The sequence below is a fragment of the Dactylosporangium sp. NPDC000244 genome (genome assembly GCF_040300725.1).
Taxonomy (GTDB): domain Bacteria; phylum Actinomycetota; class Actinomycetes; order Mycobacteriales; family Micromonosporaceae; genus Dactylosporangium.
Genome location: NZ_JBEPEH010000025.1, coordinates 159,324 through 183,228, shown reverse-complemented (window position 1 = coordinate 183,228; position 23,905 = coordinate 159,324). Strand labels below are relative to the sequence as shown.

Sequence of the window (23,905 nt, the reverse complement as noted above, 5' to 3'; positions counted from 1 at the left end):
CCAGCTCACCGGCGGCACCGGCACCTACCCCTCCGGCTGGGAACTGTCCTCCGCCCGCGCCTCCGCCGTCGTGCGCATCCTCCACACCGACGCCGGCATCGCCGACAACCGCCTCCTCGCGTCCGGCTTCGCCGACACCAAACCCCTCTACCCCACCACCGACCCACGCGCCGAAACCCTCAACCGCCGCGTCGAGGTCATCGTCCTGTCCAACCTACCGGCCGACACCCGGGCGCTACTGCCCTCGGCTTCAACGAACTGAGGAGCGCGCAATGGCGAACGACGAGAAGGCCGCCGAGGAAACCCCCGCGAAGGGCGGCGGCAAGAAGAAGCTCATCATGATCGTCGCGATCGCGCTGGTGGCGCTCGTCGGCGGCGGCGTGGGCGGCTACATGATGTTCGCGCCGAAGAAGGCCACGGCCGAGCCGGCCCCGACCCCCGGCGTCGTGTCCGTGCTCGACGCGATCACGATCAACCTCGCCGACGGGCACTACCTGAAGCTCAAGATGACGCTGCAGGCCACCACCGAGGCCACCGAGGCGCCGGACGGCTCCAAGGCCCTCGACATCGCCATCAGCCTGTACAGCGGCCGCAAGATGGACGAGCTGATGTCGAACGCCGAACGCGACCGGACGAAGAAGGAGCTCGTCGAGAAGGTCGTGAAGGCGTACACGGAGGACAAGAAGAAAGAGGTCATGGACATCTACTTCACGACCTTCGTGATCCAGTAGCACCCGCTCAGGAGGCCGCCCCACGGGGCGGCCTCCTGACGTCGCGGTCGCGGTTGCTAGGGCAGGGTCCACTGCTGGTTGGCGGCCCCGGTACAGGCCCAGATCTGCAGCTGCGTCCCGTCCGCGGAGCTAGGGCCGGTCGCGTCGAGGCACTTGCCGAGCGCGACCAGGCCCCCGTTCGCGCCGGCCGACCACTGCTGCGCGGTCGTGCCGTTACAGTCGTACAGCTGCACCTTCGTCCCGTTCGCGGAGCTCGCCGCGGCCACGTCGAGGCACTTGCCGAGCGCGCGCACGGTGCCGTCGGTGCCGATCGTCCACTGCTGCGCGGCCGTGCCGTTGCAGGTGTAGAGCTGGATCTTCGTGCCGTTCGCGGAGCTCGCCCCGGCGACGTCGACGCACTTGCCGCCGTACCCGGTGATCTGCCCGGTCCGGGTGGTCGGGGTGCCGCTGTCGGCGCCGGCCCACAGGTAGGTGCCGACGGTCTTCGCGGGCAGGGTGCTCGCGACCTGCTGGGCGCCGACGCGCAGGGTGAACGCCTGGTTGCCTGCGGTCTGGTTGACCACGACGGCGACCAGGGTGCCGTCGGGGTTGCGGAAGGCCACGTTGGTGACGCTCCCGGTGGAGCCGTAGCCGGTCGACACCCGCTGGGCGCCCGCCTGCACGAACTTCGAGAACTGGGCGACCATGTTGTAGTCGGGCAGCGCCCAGAACGTGTCGCGGTTCGTGGTGCTCTGCACGAGCATCGTCGGGTCGGGCGAGCCGGACCAGCGCTCGGGCGAGCGGTTCTGGTCGAGCATGCTGACCCAGCCCTCATACAGGGTCGCGGAGTTGCGGAAGTACTGCACGATCCGGTCGGCGCCCGCGGTACCCCAGACGGAACGCTCGGTCATGAGCACGTCCTTGTCCGGGTAGCTCGCCTTGACCGTGGCCATCGCCGAGGGGTCGCCGGCGTAGTCGTGGAAGGCGATGCCGTCCACCGAGCCGTAGGCGTCGCTGTGCGCGGAGGCGCTGCCGAGGACCCCGGCCGCATACGAGACGCCCTCGCTGAAGTTGTGGTCGAAGGCCCAGATCTTGACGGTACCGAGCGAGGCCGACGACAGCTCGGTGCGCAGCGCCTTCGCCAGCTGCCGCTCCTGGTCCGCGCTCACGAGCATGCCCGGATAGTCGGCCGGCGAGAACAGCGGCTCGTTCTGCAGCGTGAGGGCGTAGATGGGGATGCCCTGCGCGGCGTACGCCTGGACCGCGCGCCGGTAGTACGTGGCGAGCGTCGGGATGTAGGTGCTGTTGAGGCTGCCGCCGATGATGTTGTTGCTGGTCTTCATCCACGGCGGCGCCGACCACGCGCTCGCGAAGATCTTGAGGTTCGGGTTGATCGCCAGGGCCTGCTTGAGCGTGGCGATGATGTTGTAGTCGATGTCGCGCTGGATGGAGAACCGCGACAGCGACGGGTCGGCGGCCCCGTCGTCGTAGGTGTAGAAGTCGTGCGAGGTGAAGTCGCTGGTGCCGAAGGTGATGCGGGCGACGTTGAAGCCGGCGCCGGCGGCGGGGTCGACGAGCGCGCGCAGCGCCTTGTCGCGGCCGGCCGCGCTCATGCGCGACAGGTTGAAGATGGTCGACTCCTCCAGGGAGGAACCAACCCCCAGGATGCTCTGGTACCGCGTGTTCGTGTCGGCGGTGATGGTGGCGCTCCCGGTCGCGGCGGTGATCGGGAGGTCGGTCTGGCGGGACAGCTGGTACGGGGTGCCGGCGAGGCCGGTGGCGGGGTTGGTGTACCAGTTGCCGTTCTTCGGCTCGTAGCCCGCGGTGCGGGACTCGGAGCTCCAGTAGACCTGCACGCTGGTGGCCGCGGCGGATGCGGGCACCTGGGCGTAGGTGAGCACGGCGGCCGCGGTGGCCGCCACGAGCAGTGCAGACAGTGGCCGGGTTGGGACCATGTGCACGCCTCCTTAACTTCAAGACTTGTATTAAGCCCCGGCCAAAAAGGACTGTCAATGTTCCTAACAGATAACGGGCCCGGCCCGCCGTGCAAAACTCGGCTCATGCTCCTCGTGGCGGCGGGCACCGCCGCGGACAGCCGGGGGCGCACGCGGAGCGCGGCGACGACCAGAAGGGCGTGACCGCTCAGGCGGCGGGCACGGCCGCGGACAGCCGGCGGCGCACACCGAGCGCGGCGACGACCAGGAGCCCGACCAGGCCGAGGCGGACCGCGAGCACCGGGATCATCCACGCCAGCCGCTCGGTGAAGCGACCGTCGCCGATGGGTCCGGTGTGCGGCAGCGCGAATGTCGCCGCGATCGTCACCGCGATCCCGAGCCGCCACGCGACCGCCGGCCCCGTGCGCGCGACGGCGCCGTGGTCGCGGGCGACGTACGCGAACCAGGCGACCGCGGCCGCCGCGTGCACGTAGAACATCACGGTCTCGGCCGTCCCGAGCCGCTGCCCGAGATCGAGCAGCGCCGTCGAGGGCGCCGGCAGCTTCGGCAGTACCACCGCCACCGCCACCAGATCGGCGAGCGCGGCGAGCGCGAAGAGCCCGCTCAGCGCGAACACGCCCCACAGCGCCCGCTCCCAGCCCGGCCCGTTCACGCCCACCACCCCTTGACCTCGAGCAGCAGGTGCCGCGCGCCGGTGAAGTCGTCGGTCTGCACGGCCCAGCGGTCGCCGCTGAGCAGCAGCTGCCCGCTGCCGGAGACGAACGGCCGGTGCATCCGCGTCACCCAGTCGTCGCGCTGCCGGTTGTCGTCGAACGTGACCACGGTGCCGTGGTACCGCTCCCGCCGGCAGGCGACGGTGTCGTGCACGCCCGCGTCGGAGTGGATGCGGTCGGCGGCGGTGCACAGCAGCGCGGCGGCGAGCCGCTCCGCGGTGGGCGGCGCGTCGGCCCCCGTGAGGCCGGCCACCGCCCACCCCCCGAGGCCGGCGGCGAGCACCGCGCCGGCGATCGCGAGCTCGGTCCGAGTCGATATCACGGGCGGGAATATAGCCCAACCGGTTCAGGCGTGCAGGACCCTTTCGGCCGCGGCCGGGATCGTCGCGCGGTCGTACTCGAAGAACTGCCGCAGCGCCTCGGGCCCCGCGGTGCGGCCCCACTGGTAGATGAGCCGCTGGGTCTCCATCGAGCCGTCGTGCCAGCGGCGCAGCACGTCGTGCAGGTTCAGCGGCGACGGGGACGCCTCGCCGTCGCCGAGCAGGTACGCCAGCCGCGTGACCGCCTCCTCCGGCGTCACCTCGCCCCGCTCGACGCCCTCCATCACCTCGTAGCAGGCCTCGAACTGGGCCTGGGCCACGGGCAGGTCCGGCGCGAACGAGCCGGGCACCGGGCCGCCGTGCAGGCGCTCGAACAGCGTGTCGTCGCCGGTCTCCAGGTAGCGGTAGTAGGTGCCCGCGATCCGGATGACGCCCAGGTTCCAGGCCAGGTACCACATCTTCGACCACGCCCGCCACAGGTCGAAGTCGCGGAAGGCGATGTAGGAGCCGGCGATGAGCTTGTCGTTGTTCTCCAGGATGTTCTGGTTGAGCGTCTCGAGGTAGGCGAACCGCTGCGCGCTGAAGTCCCGGTCCTCGCGCGCGGCGAGGTAGCGGGGCACGAACGCCTCGATGACCGCCATGGTGTTGGCCATGCCGCGGCTGAACAGGGCGTCGATCGCGCCCGCGGCGTGGCTCATGAGCACCCAGCGGTCGCCGACGGTCTGCTTGGAGGAGAACTGGGTGCGGCCGGTGGAGATCCAGCGGAACGCGGACTCCGCGCCCTCGAACTGGCGGGCGACGGCGGGGTACCGCGACAGGAACTCGGCCCATTCCTGCTCCGGCGTCACCCCGTCGGGCTTCGGGAAGCGCCCGGTGTCCAGGCTCAGCCCGACGCTGACGAGGTCGGACTCGGAGCCCTCGTGGTTGTCGAACGGGATCACCCACAGGCAGCCGCCGTCGAAGAGGTGGTGCAAGGTGCCCTCGTGCCACAGGCTGGGCTGGCCGCTGGACTCCTCGACCGCGTCGAAGGGCCGTACGCCCCGCATGTGCGTGAAGATGGTCCGCGAGTCGGTCCTGAACCGGCACGGCTCGTCGCGCAGGCCGAACCGGTCCGCCAGCACCGAGGTCCGGCCGGTCGCGTCGATGACGTAGTCGGCGGTGAGCTCCTCGCCGTCGTCCAGCTCGATCCGGACGAGGTCGCCGAAGTCGATCGCCCGGACGCGCACGCCCTCCCGGGCCACGGCGCCGTATTTGACCGACGCCTCGAACAGGTACTTGTCGATGTCGGCCCGCATGAGGTGCGACTCCGGGCCGAACGGGCCCTCCGACACCGAGCACTGCGTGACCTCGTACGGGTCGTGGTCGATGCCGGCCCGGTGGTACACGAAGCCGAAGTTCGTCTTGATGCCGCAGCGCCGGCTCGCGTGCTCGCGGATGCCGCCGCTGGTCGACACCTGCGCCAGCTCCGGCACGTCCCAGCGCGCGGCGAGCATCCGCAGCAGGAACGAGGTCTCGCCGATCGTCGACTCGCCGAGCGCGAACCGCGGGTGCCTCGCGGCGTCCACGATGCCGACCGACACCCCTTGCCGGGCCAGGATCGCCGCCACCGTACTGCCGCCGATGCCACTGCCGAGCACCATCACTTCAACGTGCGTGGTCATACCAGCCCCCTCAGAGCATCAGCCGCCCCGCGCGGCCCCGGTGGAAGATGAGCGGCTCGCCGGCTCCCAGCCGCAGTTCGTCGACCTCGGCCACGACCAGCCAGTGGTCGCCACCGTCGTGCTCGGCGCGCACCTCGCAGCCGATCCAGGCGATGGCCTCGGGCAGCTCGGGAAGCCCGTTGCGACCGGCGCGCAGCCCGATGCCGTCGAACTTGCCGGCGTCGGAGCGGCCGAGCCGCCAGGCGATGTCCTCCTGCTCGACCCGCAGCAGGTTGACGCAGAACCGGCCGGCGCGGCGGATCTGCGGCCAGGCCCGCGAGCGGCGGTCGATACCCAGCGCGATCAGCGGCGGGGCCAGCGACAGGCTCATGAGCGCCTGCACGGTCATGCCCACCGGCCCGGCCCCGGCGTCGGCGGTGAGCACGCTCAGGCCGGTCGCGAAGTGGCCCAGCACGTGCCGGAAGTCGGCCTCGAGGGCCGGGTCGTGCACGCTCATTCGGCGTCCGTCCCCCGCTGGCGCGGGAGGCGCAGCGCCGCGCGCTCGCGGGAGTGCTCCACGCCCGCCTTCGCCTGCGCGGCAGCCATCGTGCGCCGGGTCAGCCCGTCCTGCTCCAGCTCCCGCGCGTCGGCGGCCAGCCGCGGCCGCAGCGCGCCGGTGAAGTGCGGCATGACGCGCCGGGCGAACAGCTCGTAGGAGCGCCGGGTCGCCGCCGGGTCGGCCAGGTCCGCGTGCTCGATGACGAACGTGCCGAAGCCGCCGCTGATCCGCAGCATCCGCTCGATGTGCTCGATCGCCATCTCCGGGGTGCCGATCACCGCGTGGCCGACCGTGTGCAGCACGTCCACCACCGCATCGGCGTCCTCCAGGTCGACGGGCACGTTCATGGGCAGAATCCGGCGGATGTACTGGATGTAGGACAGCAGTCCCCAGCGCACCTCCCGCCGCGCCTGCTCCTCGGTCTCGGCCAGATGCATCGGGCTCATCACCGACCAGCGGCGCCGGTCCAGGCGCCGGCCGAAGCGCTCCGCCCGTTCGGAGGCGATCTGCCAGGCGGTGGTCATCGGATTCTCCGAGCCGAGCCCGAGGGCGGCCGAGGCGCCGAAGGAGAGCATCCCGGCCCCGAACCGCCCGGCCAGCCGCGGCCCGGACGGCGAGCGGAAGACGGCGACGCGGATGTCGAGCGGATCGGAGTACGGCGCCAGCTGCAGATGGCCGTCGCGCAGCTCGAACCAGTCGGTGGTGCGGCTGACCGGCCCGGCGAAGCGCAGCAGCCCGGTCATCGTCTCCAGCGACTCCTCCATCATCCGCCGCGCCTGCATCGGATCGTGGCCGATCATCGTGGAGTCCAGGGCGAGCGCGCCCGCGCCGACGCCGAAGATGAGCCGGCCGCGGGTCAGATGGTCGAGCTGGATGATGCGGTCGAGCAGGGTCAGCGGGTGGTGGTACGACAGCGTGCTCACTCCGGTGCCGAGCCGGATCCGCCGGGTCCGCTGGGCCGCCGCGGCGATCATGAGCTCCGGGGCGCCGATGATCTGCCAGCCGCCGGAGTGATGCTCCCCGAACCAGAACTCGTCGTATCCGAGCCGGTCACAGAGCTCGGCGAGCGCGAGATCGTCCTCGAGCTGCAGCGTCGGATTGTGCGTGGGCCGGTGGATCGGGAACATGAGCACCCCGAAGCCGATACGGCTCATGTACGGCCCTCCCCCGCCGGCCGGCACATTGGTCGATATTCACACTAACGATTGAATACGACTCCGCCAACCACTACACCGGGTCCGGGTGGCACCGAGCCGCGAGGAGCAGCGGATGCACGGGGTCACGGCCCGTCAGCGCAGGCCGAGGCGGGACACCACGCGCAGGGAGCGGGCGGCGGCGGACATGCGGCGGGGGTACGACACCACCGCGGGCCGCCGCGCGACGCAGCGCATGAGCACCGCCACGGCGTCCTCGACGGTGATCTTCAGCGGCGTCGCCGGCCCCTTGGCCATCTTCGTGTCGACGAAACCGAACCGCACCGCGGTGACCGCCACCCCACGCGGGCGCAGCGCCTGGCCGAGGCCGAGCAGGTAGGAGGTCAGGCCGGCCTTCGACGCCGCGTAGCCCGGCGCGACCGGCGAGATGAGCACGTCGGAGAGGCTGGACAGGCCGATGAGGTGGCCGGTGCCGCGCGCCAGCATCCCGGGCACGACGGCCTCGGCGGTCAGCGCGGCCCCGAGCAGGTTGACCCGGATCGCGTCGGTCTGCTCCCCGAGCCGGTCGGCGTCGAACATCTCGCCGATCCCGGCCGCGTACACGCACAGGTCGACGGCGGCCAGGTCCCGCAGCACCGCCGGGTATCCGGCCGCGCCGACGTCGGCGACGAGATGCTCGTAGCGCTGGTGGGTCAGGCCCGACTCGCGGCGGGACACGCCGGCGACGTCCCAGCCGTCGTCGAGCAGCCGGCGGGTGAGGGCGAGTCCGATGCCGTCCGTGTTGCCGACGACGAGTGCGCGGGGCATCGCAGGATTCTAGACGGAATAACCGCTTGCCCCGCGGCGCTAGGGTTGACGTAGTCAGCTTCGAGTGTGGAGGGAGACCGCCGTGCAGTACCGCACCGCCGTCGTCGTCCCCCGCTCGCTGCACGAGGTGATCCGCGTGTCTTCGTTGCCCCCGGTGCCCGCTCGCGCGGCGGCACTGGGTCGTCCTGTCCTGGGCTGAGCGCCCGGCGGGACGCAATCGCGCTGTCTGAGTCCAAGTGACGAGCCCGAGGGGCAACAGTGCGCAACGAACTGCAACGCGTCCGCAACATCGGCATCCTGGCCCACGTGGACGCGGGGAAGACCACGACCACCGAGCGGATCCTCTTCGCCACCGGCGCGACGTACAAGCAGGGCGAGGTCCACGACGGCACCACCGTCACCGACTTCGACCAGCAGGAGCGCAACCGCGGCATCACCATCTTCTCCGCCGCCGTGAGCGTCGACTGGGACGGTCACCGGATCAACCTCATCGACACGCCCGGCCACGTCGACTTCGCCGACGAGGTCGAGCGGTCGCTGCGCGTGCTCGACGGCGCGGTCGCCGTGTTCGACGGCGTCGCCGGCGTGGAGCCGCAGAGCGAGTCGGTGTGGCGGCAGGCGGACCGCTACGGCGTGCCGAGGATCGCGTTCGTGAACAAGCTCGACCGGGCGGGTGCCGACCTCGGGGCCGCCGTGGCCTCGATCCGGGACCGGCTCGGGGTCACGGCGCTGGTGGTGCAGGCCCCGATCGGCGCCGAGGGAGGCTTCGCGGGAGTCGTCGACCTGACGGGCCCCTCGGACCTCCCGCAGCGGGCCCGGCTGGTCGAGCAGGTCGCCGAGCTGCACGCGGGGGCGTTGGAGGAGTACGTCGAGACCGGCGACCTGAGCCCGGACACGCTGCGCCGGGCGCTGCGCGAGATCACCCTCGCCGGCGCCGGGGTCGTGGTGCTGTGCGGCTCCGCGTACCGGGACAAGGGCATCGCCGAGCTGCTCGACGCGGTGGTGGCGTACCTGCCGTCGCCGCTGGACACCGCGGCCCCGGCCGATCCCGGGGCGCCGTTCGCGGCGCTGGTGTTCAAGGTGCACGCGGCGACGACCGGGCGGTACGCGTACGCCCGCGTCTACGCCGGCACCCTGCCCAAGGGCACCGACGTGCTGCTGTCCACCGCGGGGCGGCACGAACGCGTGTCGCGCATCCTGCACGTCCAGGCGGACCGGTACACCGACGTCGACCGGGCGGTCGCGGGCGACATCGTCGCGCTCGTCGGGCTGAAGCAGGCCCGCGTCGGCGAGACGCTGTGCGACCCGGCGCACCCGGTGGTCCTCGAGCCGCCGAGCCGGGCCACGCCCGTCGTCTCGGTCGCGATCGAGGCCGGCAGCCGCGCCGACACCGGCCGGCTGGCGACCGCGCTGGCCCGGCTGGTCGAGGAGGACCCGTCGCTGGTCGTGCGGGTCGACGCCGAGACCGGCCAGACGCTGCTCAGCGGCCTGGGCGAGCTGCACCTGGAGGTGGCGGTGGAAAAGATGCGCCTGGCGAACAACGGGCTGCGGATCGCGGTCGGACGGCCCCAGGTCGCCTACCGCGAGACGCTGGTCCGGGGCGTGACCGGGTTCTACCACCGCCTGGTCAAGCAGGACGGCGGCGCGGGCCTCTACGCCCACGTGGCCATCGACGTGTCCCCTGTGGACGGTGAGGAGTTCGTGTTCGAGTCCACTGTGGTCGGTGGGCACGTGTCGAAGGAGTACGTGCGGGCGGTCGAGACAGGCTGCCGCGACGCGCTCGCGGCCGGCCCGGTCGCGGGCTACCCGGTCACGGGCGTCAAGGTCACGCTCACCGACGGCAAGATGCACGACCACGACTCCTCCGACCTGGCCTTCCGGCTCGCCGGCCGGGAGGCGCTGCAGCTCGCCCTGCGCGAGTCGCAGATGGTGCTGCTGGAGCCGGTGGCCGAGGTGACGGTGACCGTGCCCGACGACATGGTCGGCGGCGTGCTCGGCGACCTGCTGGCACGGCGGGGCCAGGTCGGCGGCACGGCCGCCCGGGGCGCGACGGTCGTGGTGACGGCGACGGTGCCGCTGGCCGAGCTGTTCGGCTACGCCACGCGGCTGCGCAGCCGGACCCAGGGCCGGGGCGTGTTCACCACGCGCCCCGCCGGCTACGCGCCCGCGCCCTCGGGTGTGTTTGTTCGCTGACAGTACGGGTAACGGGCGCCTTTCATGCATTACCGTTGACGGTTTGATGGGAGGCGCCCGTGCTGCTCGCCGTGCTCGACGTCGGGTCGAACTCAGCCCACCTGCAGATCGTGCAGGCGCGTCGCGGCAGGCCTCCGCAGCTCGTGTACCGCCTGAAGGCCCCGACCCGCCTCGCCGAGGAGGTCCGGGCCGACGGCGCCCTCTCCCCCGACGGCGTGGAGCGGGTCGTGGACGCCGTGTCGTGCACCGTCGAGGCGTATCGCCGGCATGCGGCCACCGACCTCATCCCCCTGGCGACGGCGACGATCCGCGATGCGACAAACAACGCCGAGATCCGCCGGCGGGTCCGCGAGGCGACCGGGGTGGAGCTGCGCTCGCTCAGCGGGGAGGACGAGGCCCGCGTGACGTTCGAGGCGGTCCGCCGCCTGCACGCGGCCGACGACGGGCTGTGGCTGCTCGACATCGGCGGCATGTCGATGGAGATCGCGGCCGGGGCCGGGGCCGAGCCCGACCTGGCGGTGTCGCTGCCGATGGGGGCCGGGCTGCTCACCCGCCGGTTCCTGCCCGAGCACCCGGCGCGGCGGGACGCGGTCGAGCGCGTCCGCCGGCACGTGCGCTCGCTGGTGAAGCCGGTGGCCCGGGAGCTGGGCCGGTTGCCCCGCCCGCGGCGGGTGGTCGGCACGTCCAAGACGTTCAAGCAGCTGGCCTGCCTCACGGGGGACCCGGAGCGGCTCGATCGGCGGGCCCTGCGCCGGTGGGTGCCGCGCCTGCGGTCGATGACCCCGCCGGAGCGCGCCGAGCTGCCCGGGGTCGCGGCGGCCCGCGCCCGGCAGCTGCTGGCCGGGGCGGTCACCGCCGTGACCGTGATGGAGGCGCTGGACCTGCGCACGCTGGACGTGTGCCCCTGGGCGTTGCGCGAGGGCCTGTTGCTGCGGCGGTACGCCGAGCTGCGCGGCTGAGTCCTATCCGCGGCCGACGGCGTTGCGCGGCATGTGGATCTTGCCGTTCGAGTCGACCTTCTCGTCGAACGGCATGGCCGGGTCGTCGACCTCCCCGCCGAGGCTCGGGACCGTCACGCCCCGCGCCGAGCCGTTGGGCTTGTCCTCTTCGTCGATGCGCGACGCCCCGTCGCCTCCCGGCGTGCCGGTCGTGCCCATCGTGGCGTTCTCATCCTTCATGGGGTACCGATTACCCAGTCGTCTTGCGCCCAACCGCACCCCAGACGGCCACCTCGTCGAAGGTCGGCCGCGGCCCGGGCTCCCCCTCGGCGCGCCACTCGGCCACCGACACGATCCCGGGCTCCAGCAGGTCCAGGCCCTCGAGGAACCCCGCGAACTCGGCCCGGTCGCGCAGCTTGCCCGGCCCGTGCCGGCCCGACTGGATCTGCGCCGCGAGCTCGGGGGCGAGCCCGTCGGTCGTGGCGTGCGACATGACCAGGAAGCTCCCGGGCGCGAGCGCGCTCAGCAGGCGGTTCACGATCTCGTACGGCTCGTCGTCGTCGGGCAGGAAGTGCACGACCGCCACGAGGATGAGCGCCACGGGCCGGCCCAGGTCGATGGTGGCCTTGAGCGCGGGGTCGCCGAGGATCCGCTCGGGGTCGCGCAGGTCCGCGTCGACGTAGGCGGTCGCCCCCTCCGGCGCGCTGGTCAGCAGCGCCCGCGCGTGGGCGAGCACGATCGGGTCGTTGTCCACGTAGACGACCCGCGCGCCGGCCGCGATCCCCTGCGCGACCTCGTGCACGTTGGGGCTGGTCGGGATGCCGGTGCCGATGTCGAGGAACTGCCGGATGCCGTGCTCGGCGGCGAGCACCTTCACGACCCGCCGCATGAACGCCCGGTTCTCGACCACGGCCGTGCGGATCGCCGGGAACGCCGCCGCGATCGCGTCGCCGGACTCCCGATCGGCGGCGAAGTTGTCCTTGCCGCCGAGCCAGTAGTCGTACCGCCGTGCGGGATGCGCCACGGTGGTGTCCACCCGCTCGTTCCACTCCGAACCCGCCACCGCAGTCTCCGTCCGTGTCGACCCCGTGCGGCAGGAATCATAGTCCCGCGACGCTCGCCGATGTCCGCGCCGCACGCGTCCGGCGGGACGGGCTACGGGCGGCGCTCGTCGCGGGCGTAGGCGCGCACGACGGCGGGTGGCAGTACCGACGCCAGCGTGACCAGCGCCTCCAGCACCGCCACCACCCGGTCCGGGTCGAGGCGGTCGCCGGGGCGGGAGACCCACACGAGGTCCCGCCCGGTGATGCGCCAGCCGAGCAGACCGAGCCGCCGGGTCACGTCGAGGACCTCGCCGGTGACGATCTCCCCGGCGAACGACGGGTGCTCGGGCGGGTGCGCGCCGTCGAGCTCGGGCGGGTGCTGGAAGGCGAGCGCGGCCCAGGGCGGCACCGGGCCGACGCGCCCCTCGGCGCACGGCTCGCCGTCGATGGGGTCGGGCATCACGGCCACCGGCGGCAGGGCGACGGGCAGGTGCAGGACGCTGACGGTGCGGTACCCCGCAGAACCCAGCACGGTCGTGTCGAACAGCGTGAACGGGCGGCCCGCGGGGTCGACGGCGCCGGTCAGCTCGTCGGCCGGGTCCAGGTCGGCGACGGGGTTGCCGGCCCGGCGCCAGCGGTCCTCGACCGACCCGAAGCCGGGCCGGGAGCCGTGCCTCGAGTAGCGCCAGCCGCGATCCGACGCGAGCTGCGCGCGTGGCGCCCGGGCCCGTCTGATCACCGCACCATCCCCGTGGTCGATCGATCCGGCACCGAGCGTAGTCCTCACCGGCCGTTGCGCGCGACCTCGAACCAGACTTCCTTGCCGCCGGCCGGGATCGGCGACGTGCCCCAGGCCGCCGCGACCGACGCCACGATGAGCAGCCCGCGCCCGTTCTCGCTGTCGGCGCCGGCCGGGCGCGGGCTGGGCAGCCGCTCGCTGCGGTCGGCGACGGTGACCCGCAGCCGCTCGGCGCCGAGCTCGAGGCGCACCAGGACGGCCCCGACGGTGTGCTGGATGGCGTTGGTGATGACCTCGTCGAGCAGGAGCAGGGTGTCGTCGGCGATGCGGCGCTCGCCCCAGGCGGTGAGCACGTCGGCGGCGAAGCGCCGGGCGGCCGAGGCGCTGACGGCGTCGCCGCGGAAGCGCCGCTGGGCCGCCGGCGGCCGTTCGGCCTCGGCGCGCGGGTCGACGGCGAGGCAGACGACGGCCACGTCGTCGGTGCGCGGGCGCGGGCCGACGCCGGAGGTCAGCACGTGGTCGAGCATGGCGCCCGGGTCGCCCGAGGGGGCGGAGCCCACGGCGCTGCACAGGTCGGCGAGGCCGTCGTCGATGTCGTACCGGCGGTCCTCGACCAGCCCGTCGGTGTAGAGCAGCAGGTTGGCCCCGCCGGGCACCAGGAACGTCGTCTCGCTGAACACGACCGTGGCGCTGACGCCCAGCGGCGGCCCGGAGCGCAGCGCCAGGATGCCGGCCTCGTCGCCGGCCCGCATGACGGGTGGCGGATGGCCGGCCAGCACGGCGGTCGCGGTCCCCTCGGCCAGGTGCAGCTCGAGGTAGCAGCAGGTGGCGACGGCGTCGGGCTGCAGGTCCAGCAGCAGCCGGTTGACCCGCTGCATGACCACGGACGGGCTGTGCCGCTCGGCCGCGTACGCCCGCAGCGCGTTGCGGACCTGGCCCATGACCGCGGCGGCGGTGGCGTTGTGCCCGACGACGTCGCCGATGACGACCGCGACCACGTCGTGGCCGAGCGGGATGACGTCGTACCAGTCGCCGCCCACGTCGGCGCCGTGGGTCCACGGGAGGTACTGCGCGGCGTGCCGCAGCCCCGGCACCTGCGGCAGCTCCGCGGGCAGCAGGGCCCGCTGCAGCTCCCCGGCGATGGACAGCTGGGCCTCGAACAGCAGCGCCCGCTGCATCGCCTGCGCGCACACGCCGGCGAACGCGGCGAGGTTGGCCCGCTCCCCCTCGTCGAACTCGCGCGGGGTGCCGTAGCCGATGACCAGGGTGCCGAGCACGTCGCCGGCCGCGGCCAGGGGCAGGAACGCCCACGCCTGCCGCCCGCCGCTGGGGATCGGGGCCGAGTCGCCGGACTGCGCCGCGACGAACTCGTCCAGGCTGCTCAGGTAGCGGGCCCGCCCGGTGCGGGCGACCTCGGTCGCCGGATACGGATGCCGCAGCGGTACCGCCTGCAGACGCGCCACCACCTGCGGCTCGTAGCCGGCGTGGTACTGCAGCACCAGGTGGTCGTCGCGGCGCAGCAGCACCGCCAGCCCCTGCCCGCCGGCCGAGGGCCGCAGCACGGCGCCGATCGCCGCGTACACGTCCGCGGCCGTGCTCGCGGCGACGAGGGCCGCGGTGACCGCCTGCAGCGCGGCGTTGCGCCCGGCCGCCCGGCGGGCCGCGGCCATGCTCTGCTCGAGCCGCTCCTGCTGCCCGACGAGCGTGCTGACGTCGCGGAACGAGACCGCCACGCTGTCGGCCCCGGCGGGCGCGGCGCCGAGCTGCCAGACCTGGCCGAGCCGGTCGTAGCGCAGCTGCCCCTGCCACGCCCGGCCCGTCTCGGCGACCTCGCGCCAGCGCTCGAGCAGGTCCCGGGCCTGCCCGTCGGGCCCGGCCAGCTCGCTCCAGCGCCGCCCGATCGTCTCCTCGACGGAGCGGCCGGTCAGCACGGCGCCGGGCCGGTTGACGTACTCGCACACGAAGTCGCGCACCGCCCCGGACGCGTCGCGCACGGCGCGCAGGAGCGTGAACCCGTCGAAGGCGGCGTCGAGCACCTCGTAGAGCCGCGTCCCGCCCGCGGACTGCGGCCCCAGCGTGACCGTCCGCAGATCGACGAACCGGGCGGCGAACCCGTCGCCGCTGGGCCCGATCCACAGCTCGAAGTGCCCGGCGAGGGTGGGGCGGTCGTAGTAGACGGTGCGGGTAACGGGCTCGCGGGACTCGACGACCTTGCGGTACAGCGGGATCGTGCTGTCGTTGACGGTGTCGGGCCACAGGTCCCGCAACCGCCGGCCGACGAGCTCCGCGCGCTCCCGCCCGACGTATCGCGCCCCGGCGTCGTTGAGGTGCACGATCTCGAAGTCCACGATGTCCCCGCCGCCGTCGCGCACCGCGCGGGCGAACCCCCACCCCTGCGGATCGGCGTCGAGCATCGCGAGCACGTCGGCGGAGGGCAGCACGTCCGTCCCGTCGACCATGCGCACATCATCGCGTCCCGCCCCCGCGGGCGCCAACCACTCCCGGTGCCGCCCGCCGCGCCGGTTCCGTCAGGGCTGCAGGCGGGTCCAGGTCCAGCCGGCCGGGGTCCGGTCGTAGCGCAGGCGGCGGTGCAGGCGGTCAGTCTCGTCGTGCCAGAACTCGACGGCCGCGGGCTCGATGCGGTAGCCGGCCCACGTGTCCGGCCGCGCGGCCGGTCCGTCCGCGCCCAGCTCGGCGGCCCGGGCCCGCAGCGCCGCCTCGTCGAGCATCGGCTCACTCTGGCGGGAGGCCGCCGCCATCGCCCGCGCGACCGGCGCCCGCTCGGCGAACAGCGCGTCGGCCTCGGCGGCGGGCAGCCGGTGGACCCGGCCGGCGACGTGGACCTGCTGGAGGGTCTCGCGCCAGAAGAACGTCGCCGCGGCGTAGGGGCGCGCGGCCAGGTCGCGGCCCTTGCGGCTCACGGTGTGCGTGCCGAACACCAGCCCGTCGTCGCGGATGTGCTGGACGAGCACCGTGCGGCTGGACGGTGTGCCGCCGGCGTCGGCGGTTGCCAGGGCGACCGCGTTCGCCAGCCCGACGCCCCGCTCGGCGGCCGCGCCGAGCCAGGACCGCAGCAGCGCGACGGGATCGTCCGGCGGGTCCTCGAACTCGGGTAGTTCCAGGTCGGTGGGCACGCCTTCACGGTACCGTTCGCCGCGTTCGGCGGGCCTCGCCGGGCGGGTGGCGGTAGGCTGGTCAATGACTCAGACTTGATTGATTCCAGAAATCTTGGGAAGAAGAAGCGACGTGTCTGACAACAAGGACGTGACCGCCAGCACCAGCGAGAGTGAGAACCCGGCCATCCCGGCCCCGACCGCCAAGGCCCCGAGCCGGCCGCGGACCAACCGGGACTGGTGGCCCAACCAACTCGACCTTTCCGTGCTCCACCGGCACACGGCTCGCGCCAACCCGATGGACGGCGACTTCGACTACCGCCGGGAGTTCGCGACGCTCGACGTCGAGGCGCTCAAGCGCGACCTCACCGAGCTGATGACCACCTCGCAGGACTGGTGGCCGGCCGACTACGGCCACTACGGGCCCCTGTTCATCCGCATGAGCTGGCACGCGGCCGGCACCTACCGCACCGCCGACGGCCGGGGCGGCGGCGGCAGCGGCGCCCAGCGGTTCGCGCCGCTCAACAGCTGGCCCGACAACGCCAGCCTCGACAAGGCGCGACGGCTGCTGTGGCCGGTCAAGGAGAAGTACGGCCAGAAGATCTCGTGGGCCGACCTGCTCATCTTCGCCGGGAACGTGGCCTACGAGTCGATGGGGTTCACCACCTTCGGCTTCGGCTTCGGCCGCGAGGACATCTGGGAGCCCGAGGAGATCTTCTGGGGCCCGGAGGACACCTGGCTCGGCGACGAGCGCTACAGCGGCGAGCGCGACCTCGCCGAGCCGCTCGGCGCGGTGCAGATGGGCCTCATCTACGTCAACCCGGAGGGGCCCGCCGGCGTGCCGGACGCGCTCGCCTCCGCGCGGGACATCCGTGAGACGTTCGGCCGCATGGCGATGAACGACGAGGAGACCGTCGCGCTCATCGTCGGCGGGCACACCGTCGGCAAGGCGCACGGCGCGCACGACCCGGCGCACCTGGGCCCGGAGCCCGAGGGCGCGCCGATCGAGCAGCAGGGCCTGGGCTGGAAGAACCCGTCCGGCACCGGCAAGGGCGCCGACGCGCTCACCAGCGGGCTCGAGGGCGCCTGGACGACCGCGCCGACCCAGTGGGACAACGGCTTCCTCGACAACCTGTTCAACTACGACTGGGAGCTGACCACCAGCCCGGCCGGGGCCAAGCAGTGGACCCCCAAGGGCGGCGCGGCCCGGGACGCCGTGCCCGACGCGCACGACCCGGCGCGGCGCCACGCCCCGATGATGCTCACCTCCGACCTCGCCCTGCGCTTCGACCCGATCTACGGGCCGATCGCCAAGCGCTTCCACGAGCACCCGGAGGAGCTCGCCGAGGCGTTCGCGAAGGCCTGGTTCAAGCTGCTGCACCGCGACATGGGGCCGATCGCGCGGTACCTCGGGCCGTGGATCCCCGCGCCGCAGCTGTGGCAGGACCCGGTGCCGGCCGCGACCGGCACGCTCGGCGCGGACGACATCGCCGCGCTCAAGGCCAAGCTGCTCGACTCCGGCCTGTCCGCCACCCAGCTCATCGCGACCGCGTGGGCGGCGGCGGCGAGCTTCCGCGGCACGGACAAGCGCGGCGGCGCCAACGGGGCCCGGCTCCGCCTCGCGCCCCAGAAGGACTGGGCGGTCAACGATCCGGATCAGCTCGCCACGGTACTGCCGGTGCTCGAACGCATCCAGGCGGAGTCCGTGTCCGAGTCCAAGACGTCCGTGTCCCTCGCCGACCTCATCGTCCTCGGCGGCTGCGCGGCCGTCGAGAAGGCGGCGCGCGACGCGGGCCACGACATCACCGTGCCGTTCACCCCGGGCCGCACCGACGCGACGGCGGAGCAGACCGACGTCGAGTCCTTCGCGGTGCTCGAGCCGCGCGCCGACGGCTTCCGCAACTGGGTGCGCCCCGGCGAGAAGCTGCCGCCGGAGATCCTGCTCGTCGACCGCGCCTTCATGCTGAACCTGAGCGCACCCGAGATGACCGTCCTGGTCGGCGGCCTGCGCTCGCTCGGCATCAACCACGGCGGCACCGCGCACGGCGTGCTCACCGACCGCCCGGGCACGCTGAGCAACGACTTCTTCACCAACCTGCTGCGCGCGGGCACCGAATGGTCGGCGTCGAAGTCGGACGAGAACGTCTACGAGGGCCGGGACGCCACCGGCAAGCTCACCTGGACCGCGACCGCCGTCGACCTCGTGTTCGGCGCGCACTCCCAGCTGCGCGCGATCGCCGAGGTCTACGCCAGCGCCGACGCGAAGGACAAGTTCGTCCGCGACTTCGTGAAGACGTGGGACAAGGTGATGAACCTGGACCGCTTCGACGTGGCGTGATCACGTTGCGGGGTGAGCGGCACCGGCCGGTGGCCGCTCACCCTCGCCGCGCCGAGGGCGATCGTGTTCTGATGGATCCGTGAGCGACTGGAACACACAGATCATCGAGGAGTTCCGCGCCAACGGCGGCAGGGTCGGCGGACCGTTCGAGGGCGGCACGCTGCTGCTCATCCACCACCGCGGCGCCCGGACCGGCACGGAACGCGTCAACCCCGTGGCCTACCTACCCGACGGCGACCGCATGGTGATCGTCGCCTCGGCGGCCGGCGCGGACAAGAACCCCGACTGGTACCACAACCTCAAGGCCAATCCGGACACCACGGCGGAGGTCGGCACCGAGACCGTGGGCGTGCACGCCGAGGAGATCCTGGGCGAGGACTACGCGGCGACGTGGAAGCGGCTCGTGGCCCGGATGCCCGGGTTCGGCGACTACCAGACGAAGACGGCGCGGCGCATTCCGCTGTTCGCCCTGACCCGAACCTGACCGTCACGGCGGCCGGGGCCCGCCCCGCGGCCCCGGCCCACGCCCCGCCCGGATGATCAAGGCTTGCCGCCGGCACGGAACCGGCGCCAGAACGCCGCGTCGGCTTCGATTCTCCCCGCTTCATCACCATGGGATGGCTCGGCAGTCTCCCGAACGCGGGCGGTGTGCCGGACCGTTGGCGGCAGGCCGTGGATGCCGGCGGCCGTCACAGCCGAATCGTCGATCGCGGCCGGGTCAACGCTCCAGCGGCCGGCCATGACCATCACGTCGCCCTCCGACGGCATGGCGGCGAACCAGGCCGCCCACTCCTCGTCGGACCAGGTCTCACGCCCGGCCCCTGGGCCGCCTCGGGTGCCCTTGCCGATCTCGACCTCGTCGTCCGTCGGGTCACCGACGAACAGCGGCACCTCACCCCGCTCGCCGATGCAGCAGTAGGCGCGCAACACCTCGCCGTCACGGGCCCGGGCCCAGACGTAATAGTCGGAGACCCGCTCGTTGGCGAAATACTGGACCTCGCCCAGATCCCGGCTCAGCTGCCGCAGCCACTCGCAAAAGCGCGGGTCGGCCGCGTCGAAGCCCGCCGGCAGATGCCGCCGGCCGTGGGCCAGCGTCCACTCCGACAACGGCGCGGCCACGTACACGCCGTGCTGGTAGGCCCGTTCGGTGCCGGTCGCCCAGTCGAGCACCTCCCGGTCGTGCAATCCGAGCGCGTCGGCGACATCCTCGGCTGTCCGGCTCCGCACAGCCAGCCACGATGTCTTGTAACTGAATCCCGCCACGTTCCCATGCTCGCAAGGGACCGGTCCGCGTTCCGGCGGCGGGGTGCGGCGAGTGGGCAGCCGAGGTCCGCAGCCCGCGGACGGCGACCGCCGAACCTCAGGCGCCACCGGACCGACGCGCGGCGAACTCCGCTTCGGTTGTCGCCCGCTTGACACACGCGAGTGTCATGAAGGAGGACGTGGATTCGTAGTCCGCGCAGATCATCGCAGCTCACAACTCGACGAATAGGACTGCTGTGGGACATTCCAGGCGCCTGATCTCCGAGCTGGCGGTTTCGCTCGCCAGTGGGGCAATCCTGGCAATCGCTGCCAAGATTTCCGGCGTCACGACCAAGGCCCGCTGGCTCATGCTCCCCACGCCGTTCTGGTCACTCGTTCTGGCGTCCGCAACCGCCGTCACCCTCGCCCTGTTTCTCGTGCGCAGTCGCGTCGTCCGACAAAAGCGAGTGCTGGTCATGATTCCGGCTTTCGCTCAGAAGCATTGGCTCGCGGCGTTCGTGCAGCATGCCGTGCAAACCCTCGAGACCCAGGGATTCGAGGCGACACTCAAGCTTCCACTCCACGACTTCAGCGGCCAGGGCCAGATGCTGCAACTCGCCGAGGCCACTCGCCGACCGCGCGACTACTCCGGCGCGTTCCTCATCGTGGCCGAGCCCGAAGCCATGACCGCCGACCTTCGCAGGTTCTGTTCCAGCGTCGAGTTTCCGGTCGTGTTCGTCGACGTGATGCCGTTCGCTCAGCCGGATGACCTCCCCGCCCGCTCGTGCTACGTGGGCTCAAGTCAGGCCGACATCGGTGTCGAGGCCGCGCGTTGGGTGGCCGACAGAATGATCAAGGCCCACAAGAACAGCCCGCACATCCTGGTGATCGCGGGCACGGGTCAAGCCGGTCGGCAGAAGGCGTTCGTGGAAACGCTGGCCGACAAGTTGCCCGGCGCCAGCGTGGAGGTCAACCCACACGGCGCCTTCGTCCGCGGCAAGGCTGAGGAAATCGTCAGCAGGCACCTGCGCAGATCGCGCCGGCACGGGCGGCCGGTAGACGTCATCTTCTGCACCAGCGACGAAATGGCGCTCGGCGCCGTCGATGCGATCGAAGAGGAGAAGGCGCTCGGTCACAGCAACAGCGAACTGCTCGTGATCGGGGTTGACGGCACCGATGAAGCCATGTCGGTCATACGGGCCGGCGGGACAAACTTCCAGGGCACCGTAGTCCAAGACTCTCGAAGGATGGCGGAGGCGGCCACGTCCGTCCTCATTCGCGCCGTCGAGGGCAACAAACCGCGCGCGATGACGGTACTGCCGGTCAACGTCTATCCCCACGAATCCCCCTGACCCGATACGCGGGCCCGGGCGTGCGGGAAGCCCGGGCGCGTACCCGCCCTCCTGGCCAAGCGGTGGCCGCCCCGCCGGGGGCCGGTATCGGCAATCTTGCACTGACGGCGACGGCAGGCGAAGCGGGCCCGACGTCAGTCAGGTCGAGCGGTCGGTGCGCGGCACGACGGTTTCGATGGGCTGGCTCGGGCTGTTCTCACCGACGCAGGCATCCCGCATGCGATCGCTCGCGAGATAGATCCTGGGGTGGGCATAGCCAGGCCAGCGGGGATCGGTCGTGCCGAGGTACTTCGCCACGATGAGCCGAGCGGGCGGCTCCACGATGCCGGCCTGGACGGCGTCGAACTCCGACACCAGGTCGTCAAGATCCTCGGCGACCGGCTCGCCGTCCTCGCGTAGGCAGACGTGGACGATGATCTCCTCTGCCCCGGCCTCCACGCTGATGCCGAGAATCTCGGGACCGATGAGGCCCTGAGACGCTTGCAGGACGAAGAGGACCGCCCAGTTCTCCCATTCGAGGCGCGGACCCGCATCGGCGCCGGTCCGAACCACCGGATACTGCCGGGCTTGGTCCACCCCGACATGCTGTCATGCCGCAGGTCGGGTGCTCGTCGCCGGCTGTCGCCGCCGCGGCGCGGCGTGCTGGGCCGGGTGGCGCATACTTCCACCGTGGTGTCCGTCGCTGGGTGGGTGTTCGAGGACAACGTCGTTCGATTCCTGGAGCTCGTCAGCCGGTACATCGGGTACGAGTACGACCATCTCGACGAGGCCGCGCTGACCGGCGCTATCGAGCGCACCGACGACGAGTCGGCCGAGGGCTGGTTCAGCTACCCGCTCCAAGGAGTGCCGCCGCTCATGGTCCACCTCGCCCGATCGGTTGGCGGCAGCGTCGTGAGTTTCCGGGTGGACGGTGACATCGACCCGATCCTGACCGCCCGGATCGAGACGCTCTTCGACCTGCTGTAGCGATATCTCAGCTGGTTCGAGCGTCCCCCGAGCCCCAATTCCGGACGTTCCGACGCCACGAGGGCGTGCCGGTCTGCGCAGCCTGCTGGGCCCCTACGCTGACCCGGTCATCACCTGCGTGCAAGGCCCGCCAGAAGCGCCGTCCTTCGGAGACGAACTCATGCAGCGGTTGCACAGTCCCGTCAGCCCGCAAGACTTCGAGACTCTCGAACGTGACGGTCCCTTCGATGCAATAGGCGACCTTCGCTTCGCCCTCGTCCCGCCCGCATTCGTTGAACCAGTACAGCGAGTGCGATCCGGTCGATGAGCGCAGGTCAACGGTGAGGCTCGTCGCGGCCGGCCAGCCGTGCGTGAGCGACGGGTCGTCGAGGAACTTCCAGCCACGCATTGACCCGGACCAACTGAGCGATGCGAAGAACGCTTCGACCATGTCCAGGCCGTCGAGCGAGATGACCGGGCCGTGCCCGGACTCTCCGCGCAACAGGATCCGCAGCTGTGCAGGCGATGTGAGCCGCAGAATGCGACGCGCGTCAGGGTCGATCGGACCGGTCTCCGGCAGCGCCAGGACATGAAGAAGCAGGTCGCACCAGCCCGCGGACGGCTCGAGTCGAATGCCGAGGACGTCCGACTCGTTCAGCGCGTCGTCCCAGGTCACGGATGCATCCTCGCGAGGCCGCGAGCGGCGAACTCGCGCACCTGCTCGTCCGGGTCCTCGAGCAACGCAAGCAGTGTCGGTTCAGCTGCCCGGTCGCGCAGGCCGCCGAGATGCCAGCCGAGCACCATCCGTACGTGCGGCGCCGGATCATCGGCGAGCGGCAGCAACACGTCGAGCGCCCCGGGTCTCGCCCAGAAGGCCACCATGCCCGCGGCCCTCGAACGAACCCTGGGATCGGCGTCGTCCAGCAACGACCGGGCCACAGCGTCGGCCCGCTCGGCGTCCGGCTGGTTGGCGAGCGCCTCCAACGCCGTGTGCCGCAGCCGTGGATCGGCAAGATGCGCCGCGAGAAGGTCGAAGTCGCGCGGGTCGCCGAGGAAGCCGATCAGCCGAAGCCGCATCCCCTCGTCGCCGGCATAGGACCAGACGGCGGCGCGGCTGCCCTCCGGATCGTCTTCGACGAGCCCCTCGATCTCATCGATCAGTGATGCAGCGTCCTCGTCGGCACCCGCTGCGACGAGTGCGAGCAACAGCTCGTCGAGGGTCTGAGACACCCTTCAAGAATAGAGATCATTCGGTCTAGACTCCCGGCCGAGATCATCCTCCGACGTCGGGCAGGGCAACGATGGGGTTCTGGGGCACCTACGTGGTCCTGCGCTCGGACGAGCCGCCGGCACAGGTGTTGCCGGCGATCACGGCGCTGCAAGGCGCCGATTCCCGCGATGGCGCATGGAGCGCGGGCTGGCGGGTGTGGGTTGTGCGGGACTCGGCCGGCTCACTCCCTGACGATCTCCTCGAACAACTGCACGCCGTGACCGGAGCCCCAGTGCTGCTCGGCCGCGTACTGGACAGCAGCGCCGTCCACGTGGTCGCCACCGGGACATCCGTGCGGCTCTGGGAAGCGTGGCTGCAACTCAAATATGCGATGGGCTATCTGCTGGATCCGCCGGCTCCCTTCGACGACGACGGCAACTACCTCGGCGACGGTTGGAGCGACCCCGCGTACGAGGCCAAGGTCGAGCTGACGCGAAGCGAAATCCTCGCTCAAGCGCCGGGCGGCATGGCGGGCGCCAGTTCCGCGCAGGCCTGGGCGCGGGACGCCGGCCTGGTCCCCGACGCCGTCGAAGCGATCGCGAGCGTCCTGGACGGGCGCGAGACGTTCGCCGAAGACCTCTTCCTGCAACTCCTCCAGCGACTCGGCCTCAACCCCACGTAGGCGGATCGGTCCGACGCGCCGGAGCCGAGCTGGAACGGCGCCTCCTGCTCGACCAGCCACCGCACCAGCGGGAGATCCCGGGCCGCCGGTCGTACTGCAACGCCCACAACACCACCGCCCGGGTTGCCGTATGAGCGTCCGTGGACCGCTCGTAGCGCAGCTCCTGCCACGCCGCCGGAGAGTCCCGCACCGGCCCAGCTCACGCCGCGCAGCCTCCATCACGCGGCCAAAGATTCCACCACCCCGGCGAGC

Annotated in this window: 25 protein-coding genes; 9 read left to right on the top strand and 16 right to left on the bottom strand. The window is 72.0% G+C overall.

The window, feature by feature from the left end:
• Together ABT369_RS33335 and ABT369_RS33330 are read left to right on the top strand one after the other, a co-directional pair.
• The coding region (locus tag ABT369_RS33335) for an OmpA/MotB family protein (protein WP_350617904.1) at positions 1-262 on the top strand (262 nt) is incomplete at its 5' end.
• A gap of 10 nt (positions 263-272) precedes the next feature.
• The gene (locus ABT369_RS33330) at positions 273-731 is read left to right on the top strand and encodes a flagellar basal body-associated FliL family protein (protein ID WP_350617903.1); all 459 of its coding nucleotides are present in this window, start codon (positions 273-275) and stop codon (positions 729-731) included.
• A 56-nt stretch (positions 732-787) separates the two neighbouring features.
• Here the strand turns inward: ABT369_RS33330 and ABT369_RS33325 are convergent, their stop codons facing one another.
• The 7 genes from ABT369_RS33325 to ABT369_RS33295 all read right to left on the bottom strand — a co-directional run bounded on the left by ABT369_RS33325 (position 788) and on the right by ABT369_RS33295 (position 7,858).
• Positions 788-2,665: a ricin-type beta-trefoil lectin domain protein gene (locus ABT369_RS33325; protein WP_350617902.1), complete on the bottom strand. Its 1,878-nt coding sequence runs from the start codon at positions 2,663-2,665 to the stop codon at positions 788-790.
• Positions 2,666-2,852: 187 nt separating this feature from the next.
• The gene (locus ABT369_RS33320; RefSeq protein ID WP_350617901.1) at positions 2,853-3,317 is read right to left on the bottom strand and encodes a hypothetical protein; all 465 of its coding nucleotides are present in this window, start codon (positions 3,315-3,317) and stop codon (positions 2,853-2,855) included.
• Positions 3,314-3,700: a hypothetical protein gene (locus ABT369_RS33315; RefSeq protein WP_350617900.1), complete on the bottom strand. Its 387-nt coding sequence runs from the start codon at positions 3,698-3,700 to the stop codon at positions 3,314-3,316. Before ABT369_RS33315 ends, ABT369_RS33320 begins: the two co-directional genes overlap by 4 nt.
• A gap of 24 nt (positions 3,701-3,724) precedes the next feature.
• Entirely contained in the window at positions 3,725-5,359 is a 1,635-nt protein-coding gene (locus tag ABT369_RS33310) for an NAD(P)/FAD-dependent oxidoreductase (RefSeq protein ID WP_350617899.1), read from the bottom strand.
• Between the two features lie 10 nt (positions 5,360-5,369).
• Complete coding sequence (locus tag ABT369_RS33305) at positions 5,370-5,855, bottom strand: flavin reductase family protein (protein ID WP_350617898.1); 486 nt, start codon at positions 5,853-5,855, stop codon at positions 5,370-5,372.
• Positions 5,852-7,051, bottom strand: a complete 1,200-nt coding sequence (locus ABT369_RS33300) for an LLM class flavin-dependent oxidoreductase (protein WP_350617897.1) — start codon at positions 7,049-7,051, stop codon at positions 5,852-5,854. The genes ABT369_RS33305 and ABT369_RS33300 overlap by 4 nt, the downstream gene beginning before the upstream one ends.
• 135 nt (positions 7,052-7,186) lie before the next feature.
• Positions 7,187-7,858 (bottom strand): SDR family NAD(P)-dependent oxidoreductase, encoded by a 672-nt coding sequence (locus tag ABT369_RS33295; protein ID WP_350617896.1) that lies wholly within the window; start codon positions 7,856-7,858, stop codon positions 7,187-7,189.
• Between the two features lie 258 nt (positions 7,859-8,116).
• Between ABT369_RS33295 and ABT369_RS33290 the strand changes: the two genes are divergently transcribed.
• Together ABT369_RS33290 and ABT369_RS33285 are read left to right on the top strand one after the other, a co-directional pair.
• Positions 8,117-10,051 carry an elongation factor G gene (locus ABT369_RS33290; RefSeq protein ID WP_350617895.1) on the top strand — a complete coding sequence of 645 codons (1,935 nt, stop codon included), beginning with the start codon at positions 8,117-8,119 and terminating at the stop codon, positions 10,049-10,051.
• 59 nt (positions 10,052-10,110) lie between these two features.
• Entirely contained in the window at positions 10,111-11,010 is a 900-nt protein-coding gene (locus ABT369_RS33285) for a Ppx/GppA phosphatase family protein (protein ID WP_350617894.1), read from the top strand.
• A gap of 3 nt (positions 11,011-11,013) precedes the next feature.
• On the opposite strand, the gene ABT369_RS33280 is transcribed toward ABT369_RS33285, so the two are convergent.
• The 5 genes from ABT369_RS33280 to phzG form a co-directional block, all read right to left on the bottom strand.
• On the bottom strand, positions 11,014-11,229 hold the full coding sequence (locus ABT369_RS33280; protein WP_350617893.1) for a hypothetical protein: 216 nt from the start codon (positions 11,227-11,229) through the stop codon (positions 11,014-11,016).
• Positions 11,230-11,239: 10 nt separating this feature from the next.
• A complete protein-coding gene (locus ABT369_RS33275; RefSeq protein WP_350617892.1) occupies positions 11,240-12,052 on the bottom strand; it encodes an SAM-dependent methyltransferase in 813 nt (270 codons plus the stop codon).
• 92 nt (positions 12,053-12,144) lie between these two features.
• Positions 12,145-12,771, bottom strand: a complete 627-nt coding sequence (locus ABT369_RS33270; RefSeq protein ID WP_350617891.1) for a hypothetical protein — start codon at positions 12,769-12,771, stop codon at positions 12,145-12,147.
• Positions 12,772-12,815: 44 nt separating this feature from the next.
• On the bottom strand, positions 12,816-15,230 hold the full coding sequence (locus ABT369_RS33265; RefSeq protein ID WP_350617890.1) for a SpoIIE family protein phosphatase: 2,415 nt from the start codon (positions 15,228-15,230) through the stop codon (positions 12,816-12,818).
• A gap of 69 nt (positions 15,231-15,299) precedes the next feature.
• On the bottom strand, positions 15,300-15,905 hold the full coding sequence (phzG, locus tag ABT369_RS33260; RefSeq protein ID WP_350617889.1) for a phenazine biosynthesis FMN-dependent oxidase PhzG: 606 nt from the start codon (positions 15,903-15,905) through the stop codon (positions 15,300-15,302).
• Positions 15,906-16,017: 112 nt separating this feature from the next.
• Here phzG and katG point away from each other — a divergent pair, with 112 nt between their 5' ends.
• Positions 16,018-18,222 (top strand): catalase/peroxidase HPI, encoded by a 2,205-nt coding sequence (gene katG / locus ABT369_RS33255; protein ID WP_350617888.1) that lies wholly within the window; start codon positions 16,018-16,020, stop codon positions 18,220-18,222.
• Positions 18,223-18,301: 79 nt separating this feature from the next.
• Positions 18,302-18,706 carry a nitroreductase family deazaflavin-dependent oxidoreductase gene (locus tag ABT369_RS33250; RefSeq protein WP_350617887.1) on the top strand — a complete coding sequence of 135 codons (405 nt, stop codon included), beginning with the start codon at positions 18,302-18,304 and terminating at the stop codon, positions 18,704-18,706.
• 56 nt (positions 18,707-18,762) lie between these two features.
• Here ABT369_RS33250 and ABT369_RS33245 read toward each other — a convergent pair whose 3' ends face one another.
• Positions 18,763-19,485 (bottom strand): hypothetical protein, encoded by a 723-nt coding sequence (locus ABT369_RS33245; RefSeq protein WP_350617886.1) that lies wholly within the window; start codon positions 19,483-19,485, stop codon positions 18,763-18,765.
• Between the two features lie 236 nt (positions 19,486-19,721).
• On the opposite strand from ABT369_RS33245, the gene ABT369_RS33240 reads away from it, so the two are divergent.
• Positions 19,722-20,816 (top strand): substrate-binding domain-containing protein, encoded by a 1,095-nt coding sequence (locus ABT369_RS33240; protein WP_350617885.1) that lies wholly within the window; start codon positions 19,722-19,724, stop codon positions 20,814-20,816.
• Between the two features lie 138 nt (positions 20,817-20,954).
• Here the strand turns inward: ABT369_RS33240 and ABT369_RS33235 are convergent, their stop codons facing one another.
• Positions 20,955-21,392, bottom strand: a complete 438-nt coding sequence (locus ABT369_RS33235) for a hypothetical protein (protein ID WP_350617884.1) — start codon at positions 21,390-21,392, stop codon at positions 20,955-20,957.
• A gap of 93 nt (positions 21,393-21,485) precedes the next feature.
• Between ABT369_RS33235 and ABT369_RS33230 the strand changes: the two genes are divergently transcribed.
• Positions 21,486-21,782 carry a hypothetical protein gene (locus ABT369_RS33230; protein ID WP_350617883.1) on the top strand — a complete coding sequence of 99 codons (297 nt, stop codon included), beginning with the start codon at positions 21,486-21,488 and terminating at the stop codon, positions 21,780-21,782.
• A 7-nt stretch (positions 21,783-21,789) separates the two neighbouring features.
• Here ABT369_RS33230 and ABT369_RS33225 read toward each other — a convergent pair whose 3' ends face one another.
• Together ABT369_RS33225 and ABT369_RS33220 are read right to left on the bottom strand one after the other, a co-directional pair.
• On the bottom strand, positions 21,790-22,437 hold the full coding sequence (locus ABT369_RS33225; protein ID WP_350617882.1) for a hypothetical protein: 648 nt from the start codon (positions 22,435-22,437) through the stop codon (positions 21,790-21,792).
• Entirely contained in the window at positions 22,434-22,991 is a 558-nt protein-coding gene (locus ABT369_RS33220; RefSeq protein WP_350617881.1) for a HEAT repeat domain-containing protein, read from the bottom strand. Before ABT369_RS33220 ends, ABT369_RS33225 begins: the two co-directional genes overlap by 4 nt.
• 71 nt (positions 22,992-23,062) lie before the next feature.
• Between ABT369_RS33220 and ABT369_RS33215 the strand changes: the two genes are divergently transcribed.
• Positions 23,063-23,653 carry a hypothetical protein gene (locus tag ABT369_RS33215; RefSeq protein WP_350617880.1) on the top strand — a complete coding sequence of 197 codons (591 nt, stop codon included), beginning with the start codon at positions 23,063-23,065 and terminating at the stop codon, positions 23,651-23,653.
• Positions 23,654-23,905: the final 252 nt, after the last annotated feature.